At 37.4% G+C, this 24,165-nt stretch carries 26 protein-coding genes and 1 riboswitch; of the genes, 8 read left to right on the top strand and 18 right to left on the bottom strand.

What is annotated here, in order from left to right; all coding sequences use genetic code 11:
• Positions 1-40: 40 nt before the first annotated feature.
• The 4 genes from DEU40_RS01445 to DEU40_RS01430 all read right to left on the bottom strand — a co-directional run bounded on the left by DEU40_RS01445 (position 41) and on the right by DEU40_RS01430 (position 3,897).
• On the bottom strand, positions 41-1,513 hold the full coding sequence (locus DEU40_RS01445) for an alpha-amylase (protein WP_110008200.1): 1,473 nt from the start codon (positions 1,511-1,513) through the stop codon (positions 41-43).
• 44 nt (positions 1,514-1,557) lie between these two features.
• The gene (dinB, locus tag DEU40_RS01440; RefSeq protein WP_110008199.1) at positions 1,558-2,655 is read right to left on the bottom strand and encodes a DNA polymerase IV; all 1,098 of its coding nucleotides are present in this window, start codon (positions 2,653-2,655) and stop codon (positions 1,558-1,560) included.
• 189 nt (positions 2,656-2,844) lie between these two features.
• The gene (locus DEU40_RS01435; RefSeq protein ID WP_110008198.1) at positions 2,845-3,300 is read right to left on the bottom strand and encodes a GNAT family N-acetyltransferase; all 456 of its coding nucleotides are present in this window, start codon (positions 3,298-3,300) and stop codon (positions 2,845-2,847) included.
• Positions 3,301-3,381: 81 nt separating this feature from the next.
• Positions 3,382-3,897, bottom strand: a complete 516-nt coding sequence (locus tag DEU40_RS01430) for a TlpA family protein disulfide reductase (RefSeq protein WP_110008320.1) — start codon at positions 3,895-3,897, stop codon at positions 3,382-3,384.
• Positions 3,898-3,929: 32 nt separating this feature from the next.
• On the opposite strand from DEU40_RS01430, the gene DEU40_RS22280 reads away from it, so the two are divergent.
• Positions 3,930-4,091, top strand: a complete 162-nt coding sequence (locus tag DEU40_RS22280) for a hypothetical protein (protein WP_181397920.1) — start codon at positions 3,930-3,932, stop codon at positions 4,089-4,091.
• Between the two features lie 13 nt (positions 4,092-4,104).
• Here DEU40_RS22280 and DEU40_RS01425 read toward each other — a convergent pair whose 3' ends face one another.
• The gene (locus DEU40_RS01425; RefSeq protein ID WP_110008197.1) at positions 4,105-4,920 is read right to left on the bottom strand and encodes a purine-nucleoside phosphorylase; all 816 of its coding nucleotides are present in this window, start codon (positions 4,918-4,920) and stop codon (positions 4,105-4,107) included.
• Positions 4,904-5,929, bottom strand: coding sequence for a tetraacyldisaccharide 4'-kinase (gene lpxK, locus DEU40_RS01420; RefSeq protein ID WP_110008196.1), 1,026 nt, complete (start codon positions 5,927-5,929; stop codon positions 4,904-4,906). Before lpxK ends, DEU40_RS01425 begins: the two co-directional genes overlap by 17 nt.
• 108 nt (positions 5,930-6,037) lie before the next feature.
• Here lpxK and truA point away from each other — a divergent pair, with 108 nt between their 5' ends.
• From truA to DEU40_RS01395, 5 genes are all read left to right on the top strand, one after another.
• The gene (gene truA, locus DEU40_RS01415) at positions 6,038-6,769 is read left to right on the top strand and encodes a tRNA pseudouridine(38-40) synthase TruA (RefSeq protein WP_110008195.1); all 732 of its coding nucleotides are present in this window, start codon (positions 6,038-6,040) and stop codon (positions 6,767-6,769) included.
• A 29-nt stretch (positions 6,770-6,798) separates the two neighbouring features.
• Positions 6,799-7,140 carry a hypothetical protein gene (locus DEU40_RS01410; RefSeq protein WP_110008194.1) on the top strand — a complete coding sequence of 114 codons (342 nt, stop codon included), beginning with the start codon at positions 6,799-6,801 and terminating at the stop codon, positions 7,138-7,140.
• A gap of 69 nt (positions 7,141-7,209) precedes the next feature.
• Positions 7,210-7,797 carry a Crp/Fnr family transcriptional regulator gene (locus DEU40_RS01405; RefSeq protein ID WP_110008193.1) on the top strand — a complete coding sequence of 196 codons (588 nt, stop codon included), beginning with the start codon at positions 7,210-7,212 and terminating at the stop codon, positions 7,795-7,797.
• Between the two features lie 86 nt (positions 7,798-7,883).
• Positions 7,884-8,654 (top strand): alpha/beta hydrolase, encoded by a 771-nt coding sequence (locus DEU40_RS01400; RefSeq protein WP_110008192.1) that lies wholly within the window; start codon positions 7,884-7,886, stop codon positions 8,652-8,654.
• A 131-nt stretch (positions 8,655-8,785) separates the two neighbouring features.
• Entirely contained in the window at positions 8,786-10,543 is a 1,758-nt protein-coding gene (locus DEU40_RS01395; RefSeq protein WP_110008191.1) for an ABC transporter ATP-binding protein, read from the top strand.
• Between the two features lie 83 nt (positions 10,544-10,626).
• On the opposite strand, the gene DEU40_RS01390 is transcribed toward DEU40_RS01395, so the two are convergent.
• From DEU40_RS01390 to DEU40_RS01365, 6 genes are all read right to left on the bottom strand, one after another.
• Positions 10,627-12,408: a GEVED domain-containing protein gene (locus DEU40_RS01390; protein ID WP_110008190.1), complete on the bottom strand. Its 1,782-nt coding sequence runs from the start codon at positions 12,406-12,408 to the stop codon at positions 10,627-10,629.
• Positions 12,409-12,469: 61 nt separating this feature from the next.
• On the bottom strand, positions 12,470-13,081 hold the full coding sequence (locus DEU40_RS01385) for a class I SAM-dependent methyltransferase (RefSeq protein WP_110008189.1): 612 nt from the start codon (positions 13,079-13,081) through the stop codon (positions 12,470-12,472).
• Complete coding sequence (locus tag DEU40_RS01380; RefSeq protein WP_228406420.1) at positions 13,078-13,659, bottom strand: hypothetical protein; 582 nt, start codon at positions 13,657-13,659, stop codon at positions 13,078-13,080. Before DEU40_RS01380 ends, DEU40_RS01385 begins: the two co-directional genes overlap by 4 nt.
• Before the next feature lies 1 nt (position 13,660).
• On the bottom strand, positions 13,661-14,131 hold the full coding sequence (locus DEU40_RS01375) for an RNA polymerase sigma factor (RefSeq protein ID WP_110008187.1): 471 nt from the start codon (positions 14,129-14,131) through the stop codon (positions 13,661-13,663).
• Positions 14,131-14,982: an alpha/beta fold hydrolase gene (locus DEU40_RS01370; protein WP_110008186.1), complete on the bottom strand. Its 852-nt coding sequence runs from the start codon at positions 14,980-14,982 to the stop codon at positions 14,131-14,133. The genes DEU40_RS01375 and DEU40_RS01370 overlap by 1 nt, the downstream gene beginning before the upstream one ends.
• Positions 14,983-15,184: 202 nt before the next feature.
• The gene (locus DEU40_RS01365; protein ID WP_110008185.1) at positions 15,185-15,859 is read right to left on the bottom strand and encodes a DUF4919 domain-containing protein; all 675 of its coding nucleotides are present in this window, start codon (positions 15,857-15,859) and stop codon (positions 15,185-15,187) included.
• Positions 15,860-16,077: 218 nt separating this feature from the next.
• On the opposite strand from DEU40_RS01365, the gene DEU40_RS01360 reads away from it, so the two are divergent.
• On the top strand, positions 16,078-16,296 hold the full coding sequence (locus tag DEU40_RS01360; RefSeq protein WP_110008184.1) for a hypothetical protein: 219 nt from the start codon (positions 16,078-16,080) through the stop codon (positions 16,294-16,296).
• Between the two features lie 58 nt (positions 16,297-16,354).
• On the opposite strand, the gene DEU40_RS01355 is transcribed toward DEU40_RS01360, so the two are convergent.
• On the bottom strand, positions 16,355-17,647 hold the full coding sequence (locus tag DEU40_RS01355; protein ID WP_110008183.1) for an MFS transporter: 1,293 nt from the start codon (positions 17,645-17,647) through the stop codon (positions 16,355-16,357).
• Positions 17,648-17,757: 110 nt separating this feature from the next.
• Positions 17,758-18,510 (bottom strand): DUF3575 domain-containing protein, encoded by a 753-nt coding sequence (locus tag DEU40_RS01350; protein WP_110008182.1) that lies wholly within the window; start codon positions 18,508-18,510, stop codon positions 17,758-17,760.
• A 163-nt stretch (positions 18,511-18,673) separates the two neighbouring features.
• Here DEU40_RS01350 and DEU40_RS01345 point away from each other — a divergent pair, with 163 nt between their 5' ends.
• A complete protein-coding gene (locus DEU40_RS01345; RefSeq protein ID WP_110008181.1) occupies positions 18,674-20,758 on the top strand; it encodes an outer membrane beta-barrel protein in 2,085 nt (694 codons plus the stop codon).
• A gap of 62 nt (positions 20,759-20,820) precedes the next feature.
• On the opposite strand, the gene DEU40_RS01340 is transcribed toward DEU40_RS01345, so the two are convergent.
• The 4 genes from DEU40_RS01340 to DEU40_RS01325 all read right to left on the bottom strand — a co-directional run bounded on the left by DEU40_RS01340 (position 20,821) and on the right by DEU40_RS01325 (position 24,105).
• The gene (locus DEU40_RS01340; protein WP_110008180.1) at positions 20,821-21,819 is read right to left on the bottom strand and encodes a T9SS type A sorting domain-containing protein; all 999 of its coding nucleotides are present in this window, start codon (positions 21,817-21,819) and stop codon (positions 20,821-20,823) included.
• Between the two features lie 135 nt (positions 21,820-21,954).
• Entirely contained in the window at positions 21,955-22,602 is a 648-nt protein-coding gene (ribB, locus tag DEU40_RS01335) for a 3,4-dihydroxy-2-butanone-4-phosphate synthase (protein ID WP_110008179.1), read from the bottom strand.
• 92 nt (positions 22,603-22,694) lie between these two features.
• A riboswitch (FMN riboswitch) is annotated at positions 22,695-22,820 on the bottom strand.
• Positions 22,821-22,965: 145 nt separating this feature from the next.
• The gene (locus DEU40_RS01330) at positions 22,966-23,319 is read right to left on the bottom strand and encodes a DUF2200 domain-containing protein (RefSeq protein ID WP_110008178.1); all 354 of its coding nucleotides are present in this window, start codon (positions 23,317-23,319) and stop codon (positions 22,966-22,968) included.
• Between the two features lie 9 nt (positions 23,320-23,328).
• Positions 23,329-24,105: an alpha/beta fold hydrolase gene (locus DEU40_RS01325; RefSeq protein WP_110008177.1), complete on the bottom strand. Its 777-nt coding sequence runs from the start codon at positions 24,103-24,105 to the stop codon at positions 23,329-23,331.
• Positions 24,106-24,165 lie beyond the last annotated feature (60 nt).

The raw sequence follows: 24,165 nt of genomic DNA, 5'->3' as shown, positions 1-24,165 counted from the left end.
GGTTCCAAACCTTGACAAGGGGTTTCTCGTTAAATTAATTTCATTCAGGAATCCAAACACTCACATTTCCTGCGGGAACAGGGAAATTTCCCCATCCGTTTTCATCAATAATTACTTTTTCTTCGAATCTTTTCAGCAGGTCTTTAAACTTTTTTCCGGCATAAAGTTTTCCTACTTCCATAGGCTTATTGTAGGCATCTTTATTACTTAAAACGACTGCACATCCACTATGTTTTTCATCTCCTGTACGAACCCATCCAAGACAGTTGGCATCCTCAAAATAATCATGCTGCTCACCATAGGCGTGTTCTTTTCTGGCTTTTAATAATTCTTCAATTCCATCAATTTTAGGCATGAATATTTCCTGATCGTTGCCCTCTCTGTCCTTATCCGTATAATGAGCACCATAAAGATCAGGATAGAAAACACATGGATAACCGTCTTTTCTCAATAAAATAAGAGCATAGGCAAGTGGCTTGAACCATGGCTCTACAGGAGCTTCAAGATCCTGTAAAGGCTGTGTATCATGATTGGCTACCAAACTTACCGAATGTAGGGGATCTGCCTGGGTAAGGGTTTCATCAAAAATTCTTCGGAGATCATAAGAATCACCTTCTCTGGAAGCTGTATGAAAGTTATTTTGCAAAGAACTGTCGAAAAGACTCATGCAGCCTTCCGTCACTTCAATATACTTTTGAAGTAAATGAAGATATCCCGGAGCCCAGTATTCGCCTACAGCAAAAATGTTTTTCCCGGAATTGGAGCGGAGCAGAGTGAGCCATTCTTTATAGAAATCAAATGAAATGTGCTTTAAAGCATCCAGTCTCACGCCGTCAAAATCTGTCTGGTCAAAATACCACTTTGCCCAATGGTTGAGTTCTTCCCGTACAAAAGGATTCCGGTGTTCGATGTCATTATACATCAGGTAATCATAATTTCCTTTTTCATCATCAATCATTTCCTCCCAGTCATTTCCATATTCGGATTGGATTTTAAAGATATGAGAGTCCATACCCTCGGCATAATCTACACCGCTGAAGCAGGTGAAGTTCCATTCAAAATCAGAATATTTTTTTCCTCTTCCGGGAAAGGTAAATTTAGTATAAGATTCTATTTCGATGACATCGGAAATCACTTTTTCCCTGTTTTCCTCATCTACTTTTACGACTTTAAATTTTTCAAGCTCATCACCTCCGGCTTTATGTCCCAGAACAATATCTACAATGACTTGTATATTTTGTTTCTTTAAGGCTTTGATAGCTTTTATATAATCGTTTTTAGTGCCGTATTTGGTAGGAATAGTTCCCTTCTGGTCAAATTCTCCGAGATCATACAGATCATAGGCATCATAACCAATCGAGTAACCGCCATTTGTTCCTTTATAGGCTGGAGGGAACCATACAGAAGTAATTCCAAGTTTTGCCAGATATTTTGCCTGTTTTTCGGCTTCTTTCCACAACTTTCCGTCTCCTTCAGAATACCAGTGAAAAAACTGAATCATGGTTGGGTTCATAAATTTGCTGATTTGATTGATACAAGATAGTAAAAAAATATGATCTATTCATTTTCAAATTCCTCAAACGGGATTTTTAGTTGAACGGAAACCTGTTTCTTTTCTTCCGTATTCAGTTGGGAAAGAGACAATCCGAGCAGCCGGACAGCTTTATCAAACGGCCGGAGTTCCCATAGTTTTTTTCCGGTGTTGTAGTACTGTTCCGGCGAAGAGAAATAATCCTCTTTCGTAATGCTTCTTGTAAAAAGAGAGAAATCTTTATATTTTATTTTTAATGTTAAAGTTCTTCCGAGAATATTATTTTTCTGTAATCTCTGATGAATTTCTTCAGCCAGGCTTTCCAGCTTTTCATTGATCTGCTGCTCGTCAAGAAGATCTTCAAAAAAAGTTCTTTCCACGGCTACGCTTTTCTGAATCCGGTGAGGCTTCACTTCGGATGTATGAATTCCGCGAACCACATTATAATAATGCTGGCCGGATTTTCCAAAAAGCCTTATCAGATCTTCTAGTGATCTCTTTTTTAAATCTTTTCCTTTATAAATTCCTAAACTAAACATTTTGTTAGCCGTAACCTTTCCAACCCCATAAAATTTTTCTACGGGCAATTCTTCCAGGAATTGTTCCATTTTATCAGGATGAATGGTTTTCTGGCCATTAGGTTTATTGATGTCAGAAGCAACTTTAGCCAGAAACTTATTCACTGAAATTCCTGCAGAAGCTGTTAATCCGGTCTGTTCAAAAATTTTCTGGCGGATTTCTTTGGCGATGAGGTTGGCAGATTCCATTCCTTTTTTATTTTCGGTGACATCCAGATAAGCTTCATCCAGAGACAGAGGTTCTACCAGATCCGTATATTCATAGAAAATTTCCCGGATCTTTTTCGAGATTTCTTTGTATCGGGCAAAGCGGGGAGGAACAAAAATAAGCTGCGGACATTTTTCTTTGGCTGTTTTACTGGGCATGGCAGATCGGACACCAAATTTTCTGGCTTCATAGCTTGCTGCTGCCACTACACCACGGTGTTGTCCTCCTACGGCGATGGGCTTGCCTTTCAGTGTGGGATTATCATGTTGCTCCACAGAAGCATAGAATGCATCCATATCCACATGAATAATTTTACGAAGAGGCAAAGAAAAATCCATATACAAAGATATGGATTCATTTATTGACGGTAAATTTTTTATATGATGGAAGTGTGAAGCGGGAGGCTGGAAGTTAATGAGGACGATATAGAAATTGATGACCTGTTTATTGAAAATTAATTAAAAAAAATCACAGGCTATTCTTAGTGCATAGACTACTTCCAGCTTCAATCTTCCAGCTTCCTGCATTTACTTCTTTAGTCTCATGGTGAGAAGATGAGGTTCAAAACCTGCCTTTTCATACGCTTTTATGGCAGATTCATTCTGAGCATATACGTCCAGTCTTACCTCGCTTATTCCCCTTGATTTTGACCAGGAAATGAGTTCATCGGTAATCACTTTATTGATTCCTTTTCCTCTGTGCTCAGGTTTTACGTACATAAAACCTAAATAGGCATATTCTTTAAACTGATAATAATCTTTCTCTGCTTTTTTGATCAGGGCATATCCTGAAGCAATAATTTCATGATTCTCTTCAGCAACAATTACGGTTGCTTGCGGAGATTGTATTAAATGTTTTAAATCATAATAATGAATCTCTCCTTCAATCAATGTACTGTTGAAAGGTCTTTCGGCAGTAACAACTCCCTGTTCAAATTTTAAGAGGATTTCTAAATCCTTTTCTGTGGCTTCTCTTGTGATCATGGTGTTATATAAATAAAATTTTAAAACTCATTGAAAATTAAAATTTCCAATGAGTTTTTATGTTGTTAAAGTTAAGGATAACTATTGTAAAAGTTTGTCGATGGTTTGTTGAAGTTCAGGATCTTCAGGAGATATTGCATAATATTTTGCAATGGAAGACTTCTGATCAATCACCATATATCTCGGGATCCAGTTAAGGTCTACATAATTATTGAAATCATTTTTCCAGCCTGTGGAAAACCAATAATTTTCTTTGTCTTTCATATCAAATCTTTCCATACTTTTTTCAAACCCTTCTTTTGAACGGTCTAATGACAGGAATACAAAATCAATATTCTTATTATGTTCTTCTAATTCCTTCGCTTTTGGCAGCGCATTTAAGCAGTCTCTGCACCATCCTGCCCAAAAATCAATGACCAAAACTTTCCCTTTATGCTGATCCAGAATCTGTTGTATGGTAACGGTTTTCCCTTCTTCATCTTCCAGCTTCTGCTGTAAAGCTTCTTTTGAAAATCCTGTTTTAAGGACAGCAGGTGCTTTTTGTGAATAACTTATCCCAAAAATACCCATCATAAAAATTAATATCAGCTTTTTCATTTCGTACAATTTCATGGGTACAAATCTAAACAATGAATTGGAATCTGAAACTGATTTCCGGTGAATTAGGAAAAATTTATAATATTGATGAATTCTATGGGATGGGAGAGTGGGAGTGCGAAAACCACCCGGCAAAATTCTTTGAATTTTTGCCACTCCTCCGGAGGATGGGAATGTTACGTCTTCAGTTGTAGTATTAGGTTATTTTTACTGATAGTTTTTAATCAGGCCTTTGACAACGGCAATTACGTTGGGCATTGCTTTGTTGGCTGCATTCAGAACTTCTTCGTGGGAAACGACAAAAGCGACATCCGGTCCGCCAAGGTCTGTGATCACGGAAATACAGAAAACATCCATTCCCATATGTCTGGCAACTATAACTTCGGGAACGGTGCTCATTCCTACCATATCCCCACCAATAGCTTTAATCATGCCATATTCGGCCGGGGTTTCAAAGGTTGGTCCTTGTAGTGCCACATAAACTCCCTGATGAATTTTAATATGATGATCTGCAGCTGCCTGTTCCGCTGTGGCAATCATTTTTTTGTTATAAGGTTCGCTCATATCTACAAAACGAGGTCCGAGCTCATCGATATTTTTTCCTCGTAAAGGATGTTCGGGCATCATGTTGATATGATCTTTCAGGATGACAATATCTGCAACGCTGTAAGCCGGGTTTACACCGCCACAGGCATTGGAAAGAATAAGATTTTGAATACCCAGCAGATTGAAAACTCTCACCGGGAATGTTACCGTTTCCATCGAATGACCTTCATAATAATGGAAACGTCCGCTCATCATCAGTACTTTTTTTCCTTCCAGAATTCCGTAAATCAGTTTTCCGGTATGCCCGGCCACTGTAGTCTGTGGAAAATGAGGAATATCTTTGTACTCTAAAACATGGATCTGTTCTACTTCATTTTGTAATTTTCCCAGTCCGGATCCTAAAACCACTGCAAAATCAGGGGTTCCCTGAATGATATTTTTAATGAAATCTGCAGTTTCTTTAATTTTTTCTAACATAATCTAAGATGATTTGATTGAATTCTTCTTTCTTATCAATCAGTACATTGATAGGCCAGTAGTAAACAATTTCTCTAAGATAGTCAAAAGTTTTCAGACGCACATAGTCTTTTTCTGTGGTTAATATCAGTTTATATTCTCCTAATTTTTTATACTCGGCAAGGATTTTTTTAATATCATCATCCGTGAAATTATGATGATCTCTGAATTTTAAATGTTTTACCCTTTTTGAGAATTTTGCCAGATGTTCCAGAAGCGGTTTAGGGTTCGCAATTCCGGTGATCAGCAAAATATCATAATAATTCAGGTTGTTATCCGGAAGCATTTTGTCTTTTCCGTAGACATTTTCGTCATAACCGATGGATGAAAAAAATACTTTCTGTCCGTAAGAAGGTCGTATTCTTGAAATATAATACCTTTTTGTTTCCTCTGTCAGTTCATCAGGACATTTGCTGACCATGATGATGTCAGCCCTTTTATATCCGGCTCTTGATTCTCTCAGATCCCCCGCAGGAAGAAGATAATCCTTGAAAAAAGGATCACTGAAATCGGTCATCAGAATATTGAATCCGGCTTTGATGGCTCTGTGCTGCATGGCATCATCCAGTACAAGAACTTCAAGGTCCATATCATCGATCACCTTTTTGGCACCGGGAACACGTTCTTCGGAAACAGCAATGACAAAACGGTTTTTAAAACGCTCAAAAAGCTGCATCGCTTCATCACCCACCATTTTGTAGTTGCTGTCGTAATTGGTTACTTCATAGCCTTTTGTAAGCCTTCCGTAACCCCGTGAAAGCACTCCAGTTCTGTAATGTTTGGACAGGAACTGAGCAAGATACATCACCATTGGTGACTTTCCGCTTCCGCCCACAGAAAGATTCCCGACATTGATTATCGGTGTTTTGAATTTCGTCGACTTAAAAACTCCCAGATCATACATTGTGTTCCGGATACCCGTTACCAAATGATAACCAAGGGAAAAAGGATAAAGGTACCATCTTTTCATACGATTGCAAAAATAGGAATTTTAATAAGCATTGATGTAATATTCTCGAAGACTTTTCAACAAATATTTCGTTAAATTAAAGTATTTTTGTGGAGTTATTACAATACATTGAGATACTTTATTGAATTTTCTTACAACGGAAAGAATTATTTCGGCTACCAGATACAGCCGGATGCTATTTCTGTACAGGAAGAACTGGAAAAAGCGCTGTCTACCATTTTGCGCGAAGAGATTAAAACAACAGGAGCAGGAAGAACCGATACAGGCGTTCATGCCAAAAAAATATTTGCCCATTTTGATACGGAAAAAGAGTTGGATGATCAGCTTACAAGAAGGCTGAACAGTTTTCTTCCGCCCGATATTTCCATTAAAAGAATTTTTCCGGTAAAAGACGATTTTCATGCCCGTTTTGATGCGACGTACAGAACCTACGAATATTATATTTCCCTGGAAAAAAATCCCTTCACTCAGGAATCTGCATGGCAGCACTGGAAAAGATCACTGGATATTAATGCCATGAATGAAGCCTGTAAAATTCTTTTTGAATATGAAGATTTCACCAGTTTTGCCAAATTAAAAACCGACAACAAAACCAATATCTGTAAAATCTACAAAGCAGTATGGGAGCAGAACGGTTCAGAGCTGAAGTTCACGGTTTCTGCCAATCGTTTTTTAAGAAATATGGTTCGCGCGATTGTCGGAACGATGGTAGAAATAGGAACCGGAAAACTGAAGCCTGAAGATCTCCGTAAAGTGATTGAAGACAAAAACCGTAACGCTGCGGGAACTTCAGCTCCGGGACACGGGCTGTATCTTGTAGACGTGGGATATGAATTTTAAATAAAAACTTAAAAAACAAAATAATAATCATGTTATCAATTTTTATTCTTATCGGCGCTTACCGGTATTATGCACAATTAGCAGAAAGGTTTGGAAAAACAAAGTGGCAGTATGGTGTTCTGGCTATCGGTATTTATCTGGGGACCCAGCTTTTGTTAGGCTTCGGTTATGGTATGTATATGGGATTAACAGATCCTGAATCCGCAGAAAATGTCAATTATACAGGATTTTCAGCAGTGAATATCGTTGGCTGGTTAATCTCTATTGTTGCGGTTTGGGGAGTTTATAAATTCCTTGAAAATAAATTTATAAAAGAAAGACCGGCAAAGACCATCGAAATCGAGGAGATTGGGAAGACTATTGATCAGTAAGATTTCTTTTTTTAGTATCGGAAATTAAGATTATTTTTAAATACTGTAAGAAATACTAAAAAAATAGCCATGACTGAAATTGATAAATTAGCCTTCGCATTATATCATTTTGCGGGACTTTCAGAAGAAGATTTCAGACTGTCTGAAAATTTTTGGTTTCCAAAAGAATATAAAAAAGGAGAATTTTATAATCTTCAGGGAAACGTCTGTTCTTATTTAGGATTTATTGTCGATGGAGTTTTTCGTTCTTATGTCATCAATGGAGATACGGGTGAAGAAAAGAATGTTTTTCTTTATTCGGCCAATGGTTTTGTAGTTTCTTTTAAAAGTTTTCTCAATCAGATCCCATGTGATTATTTTACACAGGCCCTTACGAATGCATCTATTATTTTTATCCGGCATGCAGATCTTATTTCTCTTTACCAGCAGTCGCATCAATGGGAAAAATTTGGGAGACTTCTGGCACAGGCAGCATTTAACGTTACCATGACAAGGGTAGAAGGATTTTTATTAAAGTCTCCGGAAGAACGTTATCTGGATCTGATGAAAGAGCATCCGGATATTTTCAGTAATGTTCCGCTGTATCATATTTCTTCTTATCTAGGGATTCAGGGGCCTTCTCTGAGCAGGATAAGAAAAAGAATTTCAGGCAAATAGTACGATTTTAACCTGGGTTAAAGTTTTCGTCATTTTATCTGCAGAAATTTGTTTCATCAATTTAACAAAACAAAAAAGTGAAAATTATGAAAACAAAAACGATCGTATTCATTCATGGGTTATTTGTGAATAATACAAGCTGGAAAGAATGGAAAACTTATTTTGAAGCGCAGGGATATACTGTACATACACCCTCAAATCCGGGACATGGAGGGGATCCCGTATACTTAAAAAATAATATTCCCGGAGAATTAAGACATGTCGGTTTTGACGATACCGTGGACAATCTTGTGAAACTGATTGACAGTCTTCCCGAAAAGCCTATTGTTATCGGACATTCTTTTGGAGGACTTATGGTTCAGAAGCTGATTGACATGGGAAAAGCAGTAGCTGGTATAAGTATTGACGGTGCTCCTCCGAAAAATATCATGGCTCCTTTTTCTACCATTAAAATTGTTTGGCCTGTAGTGAATTTCTTCAAAGGAAACAGTCCATATATGGGAAAAAAAGAATGGTATCACAAAGCTTTTTTCAATAATTATTCAAAGAAAGAAAGTGACAGGCTTTACGAGACAGTAGCAGTTCCTGAAAGCAGAAAATTGGCAAAAGATCCTTTGTTTAAAGCTTCTGCAAAATTAGATTTAAAGAAACCCCATCAACCGCTGCTGTTCATTGCAGGCTCTAATGATCATATTTTCCCGGCAGCATTTTCAAAGAAAATAGCAGGGGCTTACAAAGATCCGGGAAGCATTGTAGATTTTAAAGAGTTTGCAGGGAGAAGTCATTTCATCTGTGGAGAGAAAAATTGGGAAGAAGTAGCAGAATATGTTTTAGGCTGGATACAAAAGAATACTTAATCTATTCATATTGTAAATGGTAAGTATCTGATATTTTCTATGACGATTTGCAAAAGTTGTAAAGGCAGTCCGGTTATAATGTCTTATTTTTGCATAGAATTTTATTTTAATTCTTTCTTTCGATTCGTACAATGAAAAAACAAGATACCTGGGGAATTATAAAGAGGCTGTTCTTTATCGGAATGAAATTTCGTTCTTGGTTCATCCTTACCCTTATCATTTCCATATTCCTTTCCATCGTTTCCACCTACAGGCCTTATCTTACCATGCAGGTGGTGGATAATGACATTACAAAGCTGCATGATAAAGCTTTGATGATGAAACACATCTACATCCTTGTGGGATTGGTGTTTGCTGAAACGATATTAAACTTTTTCCTGGTTTATTTTTCAAATTTTATCTCACAGAATGTGATCAGGGATATCAGAGAGCGATTATATGCTAAACTGATCTATTTCAAAACTTCATTTTTTGATAAAACACCCATCGGACAGCTGGTAACGCGGGCTGTAGGAGATGTGGAAACCATTGCGACCGTATATACAGATGGTTTCCTGATGGTATTTGGAGATATCCTGAGAATTCTGTTTGTATTGGTGATGATGTTCAGTACCAATGTTCACCTCAGTTATATTACACTGGCCATCTTACCTTTGATGGTAGTCATTACAAGATTCTTCCAGAAAAGGCTGAAAAAAGCTTTCGGGGATGAGAGAAACTGGACAGCCAATCAAAACTCTTTTGTTCAGGAAAGACTGGCAGGAATGTCTATTATTCAGGTATTCAACAGACAGGAATCTGAGTTTAAGAAATTTGATGATATCAATATTACCCTGAAAGGAGCATTGCTGAGAACCGTATTTATTTTCTCACTGTTCTTCCCTGTGGTGGAACTTATTTCTTCATTATTCATAGGATTTATTCTTTTCTATGGAGGATATATTACCATCAGTGCCGGAGTCGTGATTGCATTTATCCAGTATATTTCAATGCTGATCCGTCCTTTGAGACAGATTGCTGACCGTTTTAACAATATCCAGCGAGGAATTGTAGGAGCAGAAAGAGTGCTGGGATTAATGGATGAAGAAAACTCGATGCCGAATAACGGAACCGTGAAGAAAGATCATTTTGCAGGAAAAATTGAATTCCGGAAAGTACACTTTGCTTATGATGAAAAGCAGGAAGTACTGAAAGGAATTGACTTTAAAGTAAATCCGGGAGAAACGGTAGCCATCGTTGGGGCAACAGGTGCCGGAAAGTCTACCATTATCAGTCTGATTACAAGACTCTATGATATCAATTCCGGAAATATCCTCATTGATGATGTGGATTTAAAAGATTACGAGCTTTATAATCTCAGAAGTCATATCGGCGTGGTGCTGCAGGATGTATTCCTTTTCCACGGAAGTATTTTTGAAAACCTTGCCTTCGGGGATGATAGTATCACACTGGAAAAAATAAAAGCGGGAGCGAGAGAAATTGAGGTAGATCAGTTTATTGAACAGCTTCCTGGCGGATACGATTATGTAGTGAGTGAGAGAGGTTCTTCAATTTCTTTAGGTCAGAGACAGTTACTGTCTTTCCTGAGAGCTTATTTATCAGATCCGAAAATTTTAATTCTGGATGAAGCTACCTCTTCCATTGATCATGAAAGTGAAAAGCTGATTCAGAGAGCTACAGAGAAAATTACGAAAAACAGGACCTCCATTATTATTGCCCACAGACTTTCCACCATTGAGAAAGCAGACAAGATTATTGTGATGGAGCATGGTAAAATCGTAGAAGAAGGAAAGCATCTTGAACTTCTGGATAAGAACGGATATTATGCCACGCTTTACAAAGCTCAGCTTCGACATGAAGTGGAAATGGAAGAAAAAAAAGAATCATAATCGGGAAGAAATTTTCTTTTGAATGAGATAAACAAAAAAGAGAGTCAGCAATGACTCTCTTTTTTATTTTATAATTGAAATAATTAAAATTTTAATTTCTTCGTAATTACTTTTCCGTCTTCCAGTACTGCTGTAGCCGTGATGATTATATTTTTCTGGTCAACAGGATATTTGAATTCTGAAGATTTAATATCATTTTTTCTCATCAGTAATCTTCCTGCAGCATCATAAATATGTACCGAGGAGATTTTCACATTACTTCTTACAGATACTGAATTTTCATCTTTAAAAATAACAGGTGCATTTTTCAATCCTGCATTTTCTATTGCTAATACATTCTGAGGTTCAATGATGACGGAGTAATCTTCCACCTGTCCGTACTTTGGAGTAAAGCATGCCGTTACTGCTGTTCCGTTGTATTCTCCAATGACCCTCATTCTTAAAGGAGTATTGGTTATTGCACCTGCAGGAGGAGTTACCTGTGCTGTAGCCAATGAACCATTGCTTATTCCACTTTGATTAAGAACCAGCTCTGTAGATTCATCGAATTGACCGTCATTATTATAATCAATATATGCTTTGATAATGTGAGGGTTGTTTGTTCCCGGAGCTACAGTAAGTGTGGTGGCGGCATTTTGTGGAATATTGGTTTTTGAAATCCCCAAACAGTAAGTACCGGTAAAGTTTTCATAAAAATTATTGGTTGCCTGCTTATAATTAGTTGAATAATTATTAATACTTCCAAACTTTACCAAAGTAATTCCTACATTGTAATTACCCGGATTTGTAATGGTTGCGGGAGTACATGCATTGGTTAATGTTACATTGTTATTAATAGTAGTTGGAGATCCAACCGGTGAGTTGATCAGCGATTGTCTGTATTGTAAAAGCTGTGCTGTAGCTCTGTTGGTCTGTCCTTGTGTAAATAAATCTCTGAAGCAGTAGGTATAAGCCATCACATTTCTCTCACCACCATTGTATAATTGGGTGGTACAAGGATTGATCTGTCCGGTTTGACATGTGTGAGGAACTGACGAATGATAAAGACTTTTCATAGGCTCAGTATCACAAACAAGATCTCCTTCTAAAGTACAGTCATTGTTGACAGGGCAGTCTCCTGTAGTTTCATTGTATCCCTCATGCGTATGTCGGAGTCCCAAAGCGTGTCCGAATTCATGCCCTAAAGTCTGAGCATTAACAGCGGATGCACTTGCTGCCATAAAAGCATAATCTTTGCTTCCTCCCGGATAATAAGCGAAGCCATTTAATCCTCCGGAGTTGGATGTTAATTTTTTAACAACATAGATATTATAATATTTAGAAGTATCCCACATTCCCATTGCAGTAATCTCAGAAGCAGTTACGGCATTGGTTGTATTGTCATTATTTACACCGCCGCTTACATATTTGGGAAGACCTGAAGCATTGATTCTATTGATCCCGTTAGTTACATTACAGTTTGGATCCTTGGTTGCAAAAACAAATTTGACAGGCAGTATTGCACTTGTTCCTGACATTCCGCTGGTGGAACTTCCTGCAAAAACACCATTGGTATAGTTTATCCATGCAATGATGTCTGCGTCAGACTTATTATTAGCAGTTCCTATAGCACTTCCGTCTCCTACAACGTGTACAACAATAGGGATTTCGTATACCTGATTGTTGAGCTTAGACGTAAATTTGCCACTTTTGATCATTTTTGACAATTCCAGGTTGAAAGCATCGTCACGCGCTTTCTCTTCAGGATACCTTTCATAATGTTTTTTCATTAATTCATCGGTTCCGCATTCCTGAAATTCCAAATGTTGTGAATAAAAATTTGAGCAGAATGTGCCTGAAATAAGCAGAAATAATAATTTTTTCATAGTATTTTTATTTAAATGGTTGGGAATTTAAAAATAAATAAAAAATACATACAATTCATTACTACTTTTTAAAACTGCAGAATACAAAATTTTGAATGGTGTCAAAAGGAGTGGTGTGATCTTCAGTAATACAGTCTACTTTTTTAAAACTTTTTTCAAATTTTTCGGATAATGATTCTTCATCATACTGCTGAATATCCAATCCGCTGCATTTCGTAGGACCGTTTTTCGAAAAAGTTCCGACAATCATAAAATGGTTCACCTTCTTTTCTGCAATATCAATATATTTTGAAACCTGTTCCGGGGTGGTCAGGAAATGAAAGGCTGCTCTGTCATGCCAGATATCATAGGTTTCCATAGGTTCGAAAGCCGTAATGTCGCTAGTGATCCATTTTACTTTGTCTGCTGCTGCTCCAAGTCGTTTCTGTGCCTTTTCCAAAGCTTTGGCAGAAATATCAAGAACTGTAATATTTTCATAACCTTCTTCAAGAAGAAAATCAACAAGGTTGCTGTCTCCACCACCAATGTCTATGATGCTGGCCTCTTTTCCCAATCCGGAAGAATGTATAAAATCAAGGGAAGTCTGAGGTTTTTTCTGGGTCCAGCTTACCTGATCCGGATTTTTGGTTTCATATACATTTTCCCAGTGATTTTTGTTGTCAGACGATATCATGATTCTTTTAATTGATTATTGATCTCTTCAAATTTATTAATTAATTCGTCAAGTTTACCTTGCTGTTTTTTTATTGTTCGCGGTCTCAGATAAAACCAGTTGAAAGCAATCCAGACAGATGTTAAAGCATAGGCCAGAATACCTGAGCTAAGGGTCATTCTTGAAGTATATTCGTACATATACAGGCATATTCCCAGAAAGAGCATGACAAAATATAAGTTAAGTATGGTGGTCTGCATAAATTTCTGCTTACTCTTTACTACATATAAACTCTGGAGATACTCGTTGTTTGACTGCGTCTGATCAATCTTGTAAAATATCATAAACATTTTGTTGTAGGCAAGAAGAAAAATAACCATTCCCAGCACGACAAGTACAATCCCGATTTTTGTAGTGATCATTTCAGGCTGGTAACGGTACCAGATAAAAAGAATCAATAAGGAGGTAGCGATTAATCCAATATTAGCAAAGATCAGTCTGCGCAGATTTTGATTTCTGAATTTTTTCAGCTTACCGAGAAGCGCATCCAGATCAGGTTTGCCGGAAGTCTGCTGCTTCCATATATTTTTAAAATCCATATTAGAATCCATTTTCTTTAAACTTTTGTGTTAATTTTTCTTTTATCCTGTGAATCTTTACCCTTATATTGGATTCTGAAAGTCCTACGATATGGGCGATCTCAGCCTGTTTCACTTCCTCCAGTTCCAATGAAATAATAATTCTGTCCGTTTCAGGCAGTTCCGAAATAAACTGGTAGAGCATCTGGATCTGAGGTTCTATAGATTCCTGTTTTTTCTCTTCCAGATTGATGGGGAGATCGGTTTTGCTGAATTTCTTTTCCTTTTCAATCTGCCGGAGGCAGTTATTGGATGCAATTCTGAAAATCCACGTCCCTATACTGGATTCATTCCTGAATTTCGGAAGCTGCTGCCAGACGATGATAAAGGTTTCCTGGGCAAGATCCTGAGCAAGTTCGGCATCATTCACATATCCCATACATAAACGGAATATCCTTTGCCAGTAGAGTTCATATATCTCTTCAAAAACCATTATTTCGCAGATAAAAAGTGAGTAAGCTGATTAAAATACCAATCCTTATCATCGTACATGATAAAATGCAAACCTTTTGAAGCATACTGCATATTGGCATTTTTTAAATTTTTGTACTGGTTTTCAATCGTTGGCTTTAGAGTGACAAAATAAGATTCCAGAAGAATAAGAGAAGGACATTGGATGTTTTTTATTTTCTCTCTGAGATCGGTATTATAAAAATCACAGTATATTTTAGCAAATGTTTTTCGGTCCGATTTCATACTCCAGTTAATTACCGTTTCCTGCATAGAAGCATCTGCCAGAAGACGGGGCATCGCCTGTGCCTGCATTTTCCGGAACTGCTCATCGTTCATCGCTGTCAATTGAGCAATAGCAGGCGAACAGTCATTATTTTCTTTCGATGTAAAACTGGGATCAGATAGCGCTGCCAGGCAGGGAAGCGTGTCTACGATGATAATTTTACCTGCAAGCTCCGGATAATCTGCCGCTATGGCCAGGGCAAGACCGCCTCCCATACTGTGCCCGATAAGAATGGGCTTCTCAATTTTATTGTCTTTGATATAGGTTGCAATTCCTTTTTCCCAGTCTTTAAAACTGGCATCTGTCTGGGGTTTTATTCCTGCAAATCCAGCCATTGTTAAAGTATAGCAGGTGAAATCTTTTTCAAACTTTGCGGTGGTATCATTCCAGACGTCACCTGAAGAAGCAAATCCGGGAATGAAAATTAATGCCTGATTTCCGTTTCCTGTTTTCTTTAATTCAAACGGATACACTGTTTGTTGGCCGAATATATTGCATACTGCTAAAAAAAACAACATAATGATTAAAAGGAGTGTAAATTTTTTCATGATTTCTTAAGTTTTAAAGTGTATTTGTCTTTTAGAGACGAACCTTAAAAAAATGTTACACACTATTTGATTTTTTTTGAAAAAAAATATTTCTCCTCCTTCTCAACCCTTTTGTTCAGGGCAAAATCATATGAAATTTATTTTAGCGATTTTTTGTTAATGGTTCAATAATATTAAATTGATAAGTATTTATTCGGGATGATTAATCCAATATTTTTCCATAGAACCTGCTGATGTCAAAATAAAATCCGGGAATTTTATATTGGTCCTTTTCAAACTCCTGATAATCGCATTTTCCCTTCAGGCTTTGAGATTTTGTTTCCATTTGAAATCTGTTTAAAAGGACATATTCATCTGTTACAGAAATCACATGAAAACCTGTTTCACATGTGAGACCATCGCCGGAAGTAAGAATGGCATTTAATAATCCGTGGAAATTTCCTGCAATTTTTTCGGCGGTAGCATCATCTTTATTCAAATGATACAAGTAAGCGAGATAATTCATAGCCCGCAAATCCAGTGGATTTTCCTCCAATGCACCCAGGAACAACTGGATTCCCTTTGAAAGATCTTTTTGGGAGATGCCTTCACCTCGGTAATATTTGGCTACTTCTTCAGCTTTCTTTCCTATTTTATAAGGTTGATATTCTTTTTGAAATGTATATCCGAAATAAAGATGACGGTACTGATTGCTGGTAAGGAGCGTATCGTTCTGCTTTAATCTTTTTAAAAGCTTTGGATAATAGAATTCTGAATTTTTATCCTCAATACTTTTTTGAATGGCAGCATAATCCGGTGCTTTGAATTCCATTTTCTGAGCATGCAGAAAAGTCAGCAGTGTTAGAAAGAATAAAGTGAAAAATGCTTTGATACTCATGGTTTGTATAAGGTTGTTACAATTTTTTGTGAGATTAAAAATACGAAATATGCATCAATCGGGTAATATCAACTTACTATTTGTAAAAAAAATAATAAAATATTATCAAACTGCTACTTTGTGTCAATAAATTTACTAACTTTATTCGGAATTTGAGATGTTACCCCTGACATTTGAAGGGGTAAAAGGAATTTTTAACTAAAAAACTAAAAATATTAATGAGCAGTAGTAGTATACAAGATGAATTTAAAGTCTTCAAAGACGAATTAAGAAAGTTGAATATCGAAGTACAGAAAGTTGTGAAAGTAGGAAACGGCAGTATGGATTTCCATGAGGTTTTCTACAAATCGCCGAGGTATGAAGAGGTAAAAAGTATCTATGTCCAGCGTCATAATCTGGATCATATGATTGAAAAATTTAAACAGGCCTATCATTAAAAATAGAATATGCGCCGCAGATTTTCTGTGGCGCATGTTTTTTGTAAAATTTGTAATATTAATCTTTATCCAGTGTAGAGGTATTTTTGGTGTCTTTCATCCCGATGTAAACGAGCAGGGAAAAAAGAATACAGCCTGTTATATACCAATAAAAATATTCTTCTGACCCTATCTTTTTAAACCAAAGCGCAAGATATTCTGCTGTTCCGCCAAATACAGCAACAGTAATAGCATAAGGTAAACCTACACCAAGTGCCCTGATTTCAGAAGGGAAAAGTTCTGCTTTTACTACCGCATTGATCGAAGTGTAGCCGCTTACAATAATTAAAGCTGCCATAATCAGGAAAAATGCACCCCATATTGAAGTGGTAGTACTGAGAGCCGTAAGGAGCGGAACGGTACATAAAGTTCCCAAAATACCAAAACCTAAAAGAAGCGGCCTTCTTCCGATTTTATCTGATAATCCTCCAAATACAGGCTGAAGACAGGCAAATATAAAGAGTGAAACAAAGGAGACTAATGTAGATTCTTCCTTTGTAAGGTGTACGGTATTCACCAGAAATTTTTGCATATAAGTGGTGTAGGTATAAAATGCCAGCGTTCCTCCTAAAGTCAGCCCCACAACGGTAAGTAATGCTTTTGGATGTTTCAGAAGTTCTTTTACGGTTCCTTTTTTCTTTTCGCTGACTTCCTTTTTATTTTCAAAAGCTTCGGTTTCATGAAGATTAGCCCTAAGATATAAGGCAATAATAGAAAGCATAGCTCCGATCACAAAAGGAATTCTCCATCCCCATTCTTCAAGCTGTGCCTCAGTGAGTAATAATTTTTGTAAAATAAGCTGGATACCTAAAGCTATAAGCTGTCCGCCAATCAAAGTGACATATTGAAAACTTGAATAAAATCCTCTTCTGTCCTGGGTGGCCATTTCGCTGAGGTAAGTGGCGGAAACTCCATATTCACCACCCACACTTAGCCCCTGAAGCAATCTTGCCAGTAAAAGTAATAAAGGAGCCAGAATACCAATAGACTGATAAGTGGGAGTAAGGGCAATCAGCAGAGATCCAAAAGACATCAGCAGGACGGAGAGCGTCATTGCTTTTTTCCTTCCGATCTTATCTGCAATGCTTCCGAACATCCACCCGCCGATAGGGCGCATAAGAAAACCTACGGCAAAAATACCTGCGGTATTCATCAATTGGGCATTCAGATCAGAATCAGGAAAAAATGAATGGGAGAAATAAATGGCGAAGGCGGCGTAAGCATACCAGTCGTACCATTCAACGAGATTACCGATAGATCCGCCAATGATGGCTTTGATTCTTTGACCTGTGGTGATTGAGGCTGAGTCCATAGATGTTGTTTCCAGAAAGTTTTTTTATAATGACATCCAAGATACAAAATTCAGAAAAAAATAAACCGTTCCTAAAAAGAACGGTTGAATACTATATTAAGAATGATTTCTTAAAACCGATATCCAATGGAAAGCCCGCTTCTGAAGCCTGCCCACGGCCCGTCTACTTTTATTCTGGCACCATTGGCATTGGTTTCTACGGTATACTTAACAAATGGAATGTCCAGATTTTCAATTTCCTTTTTAAGCTGAGCCTGCATATCAGGCGTCAGTACATAATCCGAGGTCATGGTAAAATCACCTTTTCCGCTTCCGTAATGGGCTCCAGCGATCCAGAAATCAAGGACAAGATTCTGGCTTCTGGTCAGAAAGAATTGTACCCCAACCATTAATCCACCACTGTTTCCATTGGTGTCCCCCTGTCCTTTGAGTGGAATTGGATAGGTAACTCCATTCGGACCCTTATAATCATAATAAAAATCAAAAGTATTGGAAGTAACACTTGAGTACCGGTAATAAGGAGCAAAATAAAATCCTTTTCCATAGCCTTTACCGATATAAAATCTTGGTTCAATGGTGAAATTGGTTGCTTTTACTCTAAGATTCTGGAATCTTTTTTCATCTTCATCTTTCAGAAAAGCATTAATGAAAGGTACTTTTCCTTCAGGCATTGTGCCGAAACCGAGATTCACAGAAAACCATTGGCTGATAGCTCTTTCATAAGACAGATTGATATTTCTGAACGTATAAGCCGTGACATTGGTCTTGATGATATTCATCTTCTCTGCCGGGCTGTTCTGAATTTCCTGAGCTCCCAGGACCGAAAACAGGAAGTACGGAATTACTATGAATGCTTTTTTCATGACTCAATATTTTGTGATGTAAAAAAATACCAGCAAAAAACGGGCTGAATTTAACATAATAAATGGAAAATAAAAAAATATGTTGATTTTTTAATTGTTTGCTGTTATTAATGTAATAGTCATCAGCCATTGATTGTCCTACTAGTATAATTCATCTTCAGACATGAAAAAAACTATATATACCATCTTCTTTCTTTGCAGTGCTTTTATGTTTTCACAGGAGAAGAAAAATGATACGGCTGATGTAGGGACAACCAAAGAAATTCAGGAAGTTATTTTAAAATCACAACGTAAAAAACAGTTTGCAGACAAAGCTGTTTATACTTTTGATAAAGAAGCGCTTGCCAGAGCACGCTATGCAAAAGATTTACTTAGCACACTCCCGGAGTTACAACTGAATCCCGTAGAAAATACCATTACCAGTACGAAAGGGGGAACCACACTATTCCTTATCAACGGGATTGAAGCTACAGATATGCAGATCCGAAGTGTTGCGCCCGGTGAAGTGGTGAAAGTAGAATATTATGACATTCCGCCAGCGAGATGGGCTACGAGAGCAGATACGGTAGTTAATATTCTGACAAGATCCACAGAAACAGGGTATGTTTTCGGGGCTGATGTATCTACGGCTTTGAATACCGGATTTGTGAACGGTTCTGCCTACGCCAATTATACTAAAGGGAAAAATAATTTCGGACTGGAATATTCCCTTAATCTTAGGGATTATAATGACAGAAGAGTCAACAGCATCTATGATTATCAGCTGAACGGGAAGCATTACCGGTCTGATGAAAACCGCAAAGATCATTTTGGATATACCTTCCAGAGTATAGCTTTGCGCTATACGAGACTTGTTCCCGATGACTATGCTTTTCAGGCTAAACTTAATATGGATATTTTCAGCAGGTTTTCGAAAGGAACAGGACAGAGCGTCTTTACCGAAGATTATCTGAAAGAAGAACACAATATGTTTAAAAATAATGGCTCGGATTATGTGATTCCTAAGCTGGATCTATATTATTCTAAAAAGATTGGTGAAAAAGATGAGTTGAGTATTAATGTAGTAGGTTCTCATTACACCACCAATACCACAGAAACGGCCAAAGAATGGATTGTTGGTTCGGGATTGTCTGTATATGACAATGATATGGTATTGAAAGCAAAGCAAACAAGTTTGGTTGGGGAACTTGCGCATATGCATGATTTCAAGTCAGGAAAACTTTCGTCCGGATACCGGATTTCAAGGTCTTCTATTTCCAATGATCTGAATAATCTTGCCGGATACTCTCAATATAATGTTACTTATCTGGAACAGTATTTTTATACTGAATTTGCAGGAAAAGCAGATCAATTCAGTTATCGTATCGGAGCAGGGCTTACCAATATTCACAATAAAAGTGCAGAAAATACTTTTGATGAATGGACTTTTACTCCAAAGGTTATTTTAGCTTATCAGCTTAAAGGGAATCAGAACCTACGTTTTACAGCAAGTTATAATCCGGTAAGTCCATGGAGTAATGCTTTGAGTAGCAATGTGGTGCAGCTGGCTCCTAATATTGTTCAGAGGGGAAACCCCTTTTTACAATCTCAGCAGGTTTTTTCTAATAACCTGACTTATTCTTTTAATAATAAGTATTTTGATTTTAATGCAGGCTTATTTTACCGGTATACCAACAGGGTAATCAATCAGTACTACGTTCACGATGAGGTGTTGAATGGATATGCCCTGACTTATGAAAACGGGAAGAATGCTCAGAGATATGGAGTTCAGTTAACAGGATCTTATAAACCTTTCGGAAATACTCTTTTGGTCATAAAAGCTGTAATCACACCAACATCTGAAACAGTAAGAACTAGTAAAGGTGCTCTGATAAAAAATGACTATTTAGGAAATTACTTTTCGCTTTCTTCAGAATATAAATCTTTCTCTGTTCAGTACCAGTTCAATATTCCGGTATACAGCCTTAATGGAGCATTTCTTAATACGAATGAAAACCAGAATAATATTTTTGTGAGCTATAAACATAAGAACTGGACATTTTCTACAGGAATGTACTGGATAGGAATGCCTTCGGAATATAAAACGAAAAGCCTACCGGAAAGTCTCGTAGATTATAAAGTTCATACACAGATTATGAACAACAAATCCATGTTTGTATTAGGACTGAGCTATGATTTCTCGAAAGGGAAAAAGACAGAAATTCAGCGAAAGCTTAATAATGAAACGGCTCCTGCAGCTACCTTTTAGATGCTAATTTGAATGTTAATAAGAAATCCCCGCTCATTTGTAGGAGTGGGGATTTTGTTTTATTATTTCTTAATGAATTTTGTGTTCTTTGTATCTGCAGCATTTTTTCCGCTGATCTGAATGAAATAAGATGCTGGCGGAAGATCTGAAATCTGTATGTTTCCGGATTTTACATCTGAAGTTTTAACCAGTTTACCATCCAGGCTGTAAATATCTGCTTTGGAATAGTTATCCGTATTTCCTTTGAAACCGATAAAATCCTGTGCAGGATTAGGATAAACCACTAAGTTTTCTTTTTTTACTGCACTGTTTACGCCCAGGAATGTTTCACTTAATGCAAATGTAGTTTTTACATTCTGGTTGATGCTCAACAGTGGAATACTGATATTTCCGCTTGTAGAATTAAGCAGGGCATATCTGTGAGAAGCATCGTAATAAGAATAGGCTGTATTGGTTATTGCTCCGATAGGGTTAGAATAAGTAACATCCAGAGATGAATACAGGTTGAAATTCTGTGTGAATTTTACTCTAAGAACATTAGTGTATGTTTGATTGCCTATAATTAAAGTTCCATATGCATCAGCAATGGCAGTCATTGTACCACTGAATAATCCGCTGGCAGAAGATGAGGAAAAAGTACCTTTGGCGGTGTCGTTCTGTGTCGGTCCGTACGTTGTTGGATAATTAATATGAGTACCGTTATCCACACTAAAGTTTAAAGTGGCCTGTGTATTTACAATTCCTGTAATTTCCAGTTTAGAAGTTGAAGCTTTGTAATAAACGGTTGTTGCTCCGTCTACCATTTTAAGAGTAGAACCCGGGAAAGTTGCTATTTCAGTAGAACTAGGAGTTGAATACGTTGTTTGTGATGCTGCTCCCATCGTAAGCCCGCCATTGGAAAATGTTGCGTTAGGACCTGTTGCAGAGTTGTTTACGGTGCCGGCTGTGTTGTTGTAATTAACAATATTTCCGGAAATAGGGTCATTGGCTGCTTTTGTAAGCGTGATCTGCGCAGACATCATGGCAGATGCTCCTAGTAAAAGGAGTAGAGATTTTTTCATAGTCAGAATTTTTTTGTTAAAAATAATTAAAAAATAGTATTCAAATGTTAATTTTTTTTCTTTTTAATTATATTTTTAATAAAAACGCCTGCTGATCGGATCAACAGGCGGTCTGTGCGTTAAAAATGCTTGGGTTTAATTGCTTATTACCATTTTACGGTAAGCATAAATATCTTCAATGGTTACGACACTCATATCTTTTTTGATGGCAAAGTTTACAATTTCAGGGAGCCTTGCCATGGAACCGTCTTCATTTGTCAGTTCACAAAGTACGGCATCTTCACCAAGATTGGCCATTTTTACAAGATCTACACTGCCTTCGGTATGGCCGCGTCTTTCAAATACGCCATCTTTTCTTGCAATCAGAGGAAAAACGTGGCCCGGACTTGCAATATGTTCCGCCTGGGCATTTGCTGCTACAGCAGTTCTGATTGTTGTCACGCGGTCTTTGGCAGAAACTCCCGATTCTACCCCTTCTCTTGCCTCAATGGAAATCGTGAATGCGGTCTGGTTTTTTGAATTGTTGTTTTCCACCATCGGACGAAGATTAAGATGGCGGCTTTTTTCCTCGGAAATACAAAGGCAGACGATACCGCTGCATTCGCGGATCAGAAGTGCCATATCCTGTTCTGTAATAGTGGAGGCGGGAAAGATGATATCGCCCTCATTTTCGCGGTTTTCATCATCTACCAGTAGAATACCTTTTCCCTGTTGTAATGTCTGAAGTGCTTTTTCTACACGTTCTTTGGAGTTTGCTCCGAATTGTTCTAATAATTTTTCCATGTTATTTTACTTTTAAAAGTTAAAATACACTTCGGCACATGGAAATGAAATACAACGCAACAAGAGTCCATAAGGAATCTTATTGGTCATCTCATTTTCTTCTCCCATCCAGACTTTAACTGTCGGTTCCGGAATTTCACCAGATCAGTCCCTTCCGAAGAAAGGAGTCGCGGACTGTAACCGCCGGTAGGGAATTTCACCCTGCCCCGAAGAAAACTTATACTAAGTTTTGCTGTATGTTGTAATTAAATTTTTATTTCATTAATAGTATTTAACGCACAGACCGCTAATTTCGTGAAGTTTTTTGAATTGGAGAAGCTTTTTAATCATATTTAAGCAGTGAATCTTTTTGAAATTAAATTTTCAGGCTGTTCTTAGAATTTTTTCCATCTTCTTTCCTTTGGCCAGTTCATCAATCAATTTGTCCAGGTACCGGATGTTTCTCATCAGTTCATCTTCAATTTCTTCCACACGATATCCGCAGATGACTCCTTTGATCAATGAAACATTTGGATTGAGTTGAGGTGCCTGTTCAAAGAAAGTTTTAAAGTCGGTTTTGTTGTTAAGGATGTTCTGCAGATCACTTTCATCATATCCCGTCAGCCAGAATATGATTTCATGCACTTCTTCTCTGCTGCGTCCCTTTTTCTCAGCTTTTTGAATGTAATGTGGATAAACACTGGCAAAAGCAGTTGTGAAAATTCTGGTATTCTGCATGGGAATATATTAGATTAATTTTTTGATGACTCCATCCAAAAGGGTATTAAATTCTTCAGGTTTCTCCAGCATAGGATAATGTCCGACACCTTCAATGGTTACATAATCATAATTTTTCAAATATTTTCTGTTGTTTTCCGGATGTGTAGGAGAAGCATCGGAATTAATGGCTATAACGGGAACTTGAATCTGTTTTGCAACCGTTTTGAAATCTGTTGCATACAGAGGCCGGAGAGCATTGATTGCCAGTTCGGATTCATGTTGAAGGAATTCATGCTGTACTCTTTCTCTTACAGAAGGAGGTGTTCCTTCTGCAAATAAAAATTGCGGCAGAAAGTTTTCTACAGTGTGTTTGAAATCCTTTCTGTACTGAGAAAGCACTTGTTCAGTTTGTTCCCTGGTAAAAGATTCGTCCAGATTTTTTAGAGTGTCTATCAGAATGATGGCTTTTACCTCAGGAATTTTTAAAGAAGCTTCCAGGACATAAGCCCCGGACATCGAATGTCCTACAAGAATTATTTCCTGCGTGTTAACAGCATCAGCCACTGATTTAATATCATCAGCATATCTTTCGCTTGTCCATTCCTGCCTTGAAGCATCTGATTTTCCATGTCCGGCAAGATCCATCAAAACAATATGATATTGGTCTTTGAAATATTCTTTCTGGCTTTCCCACCATTCGGTATTGCCAAGCCATCCATGGACGAAGATCAGCGCAGGATTTCCATTTCCGGATTCTTTATAATGAATTTTCTGACCGTCTGATGATATTGCGTATTTTTTCATTTCAATAAGAGTAATTAAGTATATTATATTTAAACCAAATTTACAAAAGACTGCCGGAAA

The sequence above is a fragment of the Chryseobacterium sp. AG844 genome, assembly GCF_003182335.1.
In the GTDB taxonomy this organism is placed as follows: domain Bacteria; phylum Bacteroidota; class Bacteroidia; order Flavobacteriales; family Weeksellaceae; genus Chryseobacterium; species Chryseobacterium cupriresistens.
Note: the sequence above shows the minus strand (reverse complement) of the source record. Positions and strands in the feature narration are given on the sequence as shown.

Coding starts and splice junctions, on each gene's coding strand:
- DEU40_RS01445 (WP_110008200.1), bottom strand. CDS start 1,513: ATGAACCCAACCATGATTCAGTTTTTTCACTGGTATTCTGAAGGAGAC.
- dinB (WP_110008199.1), bottom strand. CDS start 2,655: ATGGATTTTTCTTTGCCTCTTCGTAAAATTATTCATGTGGATATGGAT.
- DEU40_RS01435 (WP_110008198.1), bottom strand. CDS start 3,300: ATGATCACAAGAGAAGCCACAGAAAAGGATTTAGAAATCCTCTTAAAA.
- DEU40_RS01430 (WP_110008320.1), bottom strand. CDS start 3,897: ATGAAAAAGCTGATATTAATTTTTATGATGGGTATTTTTGGGATAAGT.
- DEU40_RS22280 (WP_181397920.1), top strand. CDS start 3,930: ATGAATTGGAATCTGAAACTGATTTCCGGTGAATTAGGAAAAATTTAT.
- DEU40_RS01425 (WP_110008197.1), bottom strand. CDS start 4,920: ATGTTAGAAAAAATTAAAGAAACTGCAGATTTCATTAAAAATATCATT.
- lpxK (WP_110008196.1), bottom strand. CDS start 5,929: ATGAAAAGATGGTACCTTTATCCTTTTTCCCTTGGTTATCATTTGGTA.
- DEU40_RS01410 (WP_110008194.1), top strand. CDS start 6,799: ATGTTATCAATTTTTATTCTTATCGGCGCTTACCGGTATTATGCACAA.
- DEU40_RS01405 (WP_110008193.1), top strand. CDS start 7,210: ATGACTGAAATTGATAAATTAGCCTTCGCATTATATCATTTTGCGGGA.
- DEU40_RS01400 (WP_110008192.1), top strand. CDS start 7,884: ATGAAAACAAAAACGATCGTATTCATTCATGGGTTATTTGTGAATAAT.
- DEU40_RS01395 (WP_110008191.1), top strand. CDS start 8,786: ATGAAAAAACAAGATACCTGGGGAATTATAAAGAGGCTGTTCTTTATC.
- DEU40_RS01390 (WP_110008190.1), bottom strand. CDS start 12,408: ATGAAAAAATTATTATTTCTGCTTATTTCAGGCACATTCTGCTCAAAT.
- DEU40_RS01385 (WP_110008189.1), bottom strand. CDS start 13,081: ATGATATCGTCTGACAACAAAAATCACTGGGAAAATGTATATGAAACC.
- DEU40_RS01380 (WP_228406420.1), bottom strand. CDS start 13,659: ATGGATTTTAAAAATATATGGAAGCAGCAGACTTCCGGCAAACCTGAT.
- DEU40_RS01375 (WP_110008187.1), bottom strand. CDS start 14,131: ATGGTTTTTGAAGAGATATATGAACTCTACTGGCAAAGGATATTCCGT.
- DEU40_RS01370 (WP_110008186.1), bottom strand. CDS start 14,982: ATGAAAAAATTTACACTCCTTTTAATCATTATGTTGTTTTTTTTAGCA.
- DEU40_RS01365 (WP_110008185.1), bottom strand. CDS start 15,859: ATGAGTATCAAAGCATTTTTCACTTTATTCTTTCTAACACTGCTGACT.
- DEU40_RS01360 (WP_110008184.1), top strand. CDS start 16,078: ATGAGCAGTAGTAGTATACAAGATGAATTTAAAGTCTTCAAAGACGAA.
- DEU40_RS01355 (WP_110008183.1), bottom strand. CDS start 17,647: ATGGACTCAGCCTCAATCACCACAGGTCAAAGAATCAAAGCCATCATT.
- DEU40_RS01350 (WP_110008182.1), bottom strand. CDS start 18,510: ATGAAAAAAGCATTCATAGTAATTCCGTACTTCCTGTTTTCGGTCCTG.
- DEU40_RS01345 (WP_110008181.1), top strand. CDS start 18,674: ATGAAAAAAACTATATATACCATCTTCTTTCTTTGCAGTGCTTTTATG.
- DEU40_RS01340 (WP_110008180.1), bottom strand. CDS start 21,819: ATGAAAAAATCTCTACTCCTTTTACTAGGAGCATCTGCCATGATGTCT.
- ribB (WP_110008179.1), bottom strand. CDS start 22,602: ATGGAAAAATTATTAGAACAATTCGGAGCAAACTCCAAAGAACGTGTA.
- DEU40_RS01330 (WP_110008178.1), bottom strand. CDS start 23,319: ATGCAGAATACCAGAATTTTCACAACTGCTTTTGCCAGTGTTTATCCA.
- DEU40_RS01325 (WP_110008177.1), bottom strand. CDS start 24,105: ATGAAAAAATACGCAATATCATCAGACGGTCAGAAAATTCATTATAAA.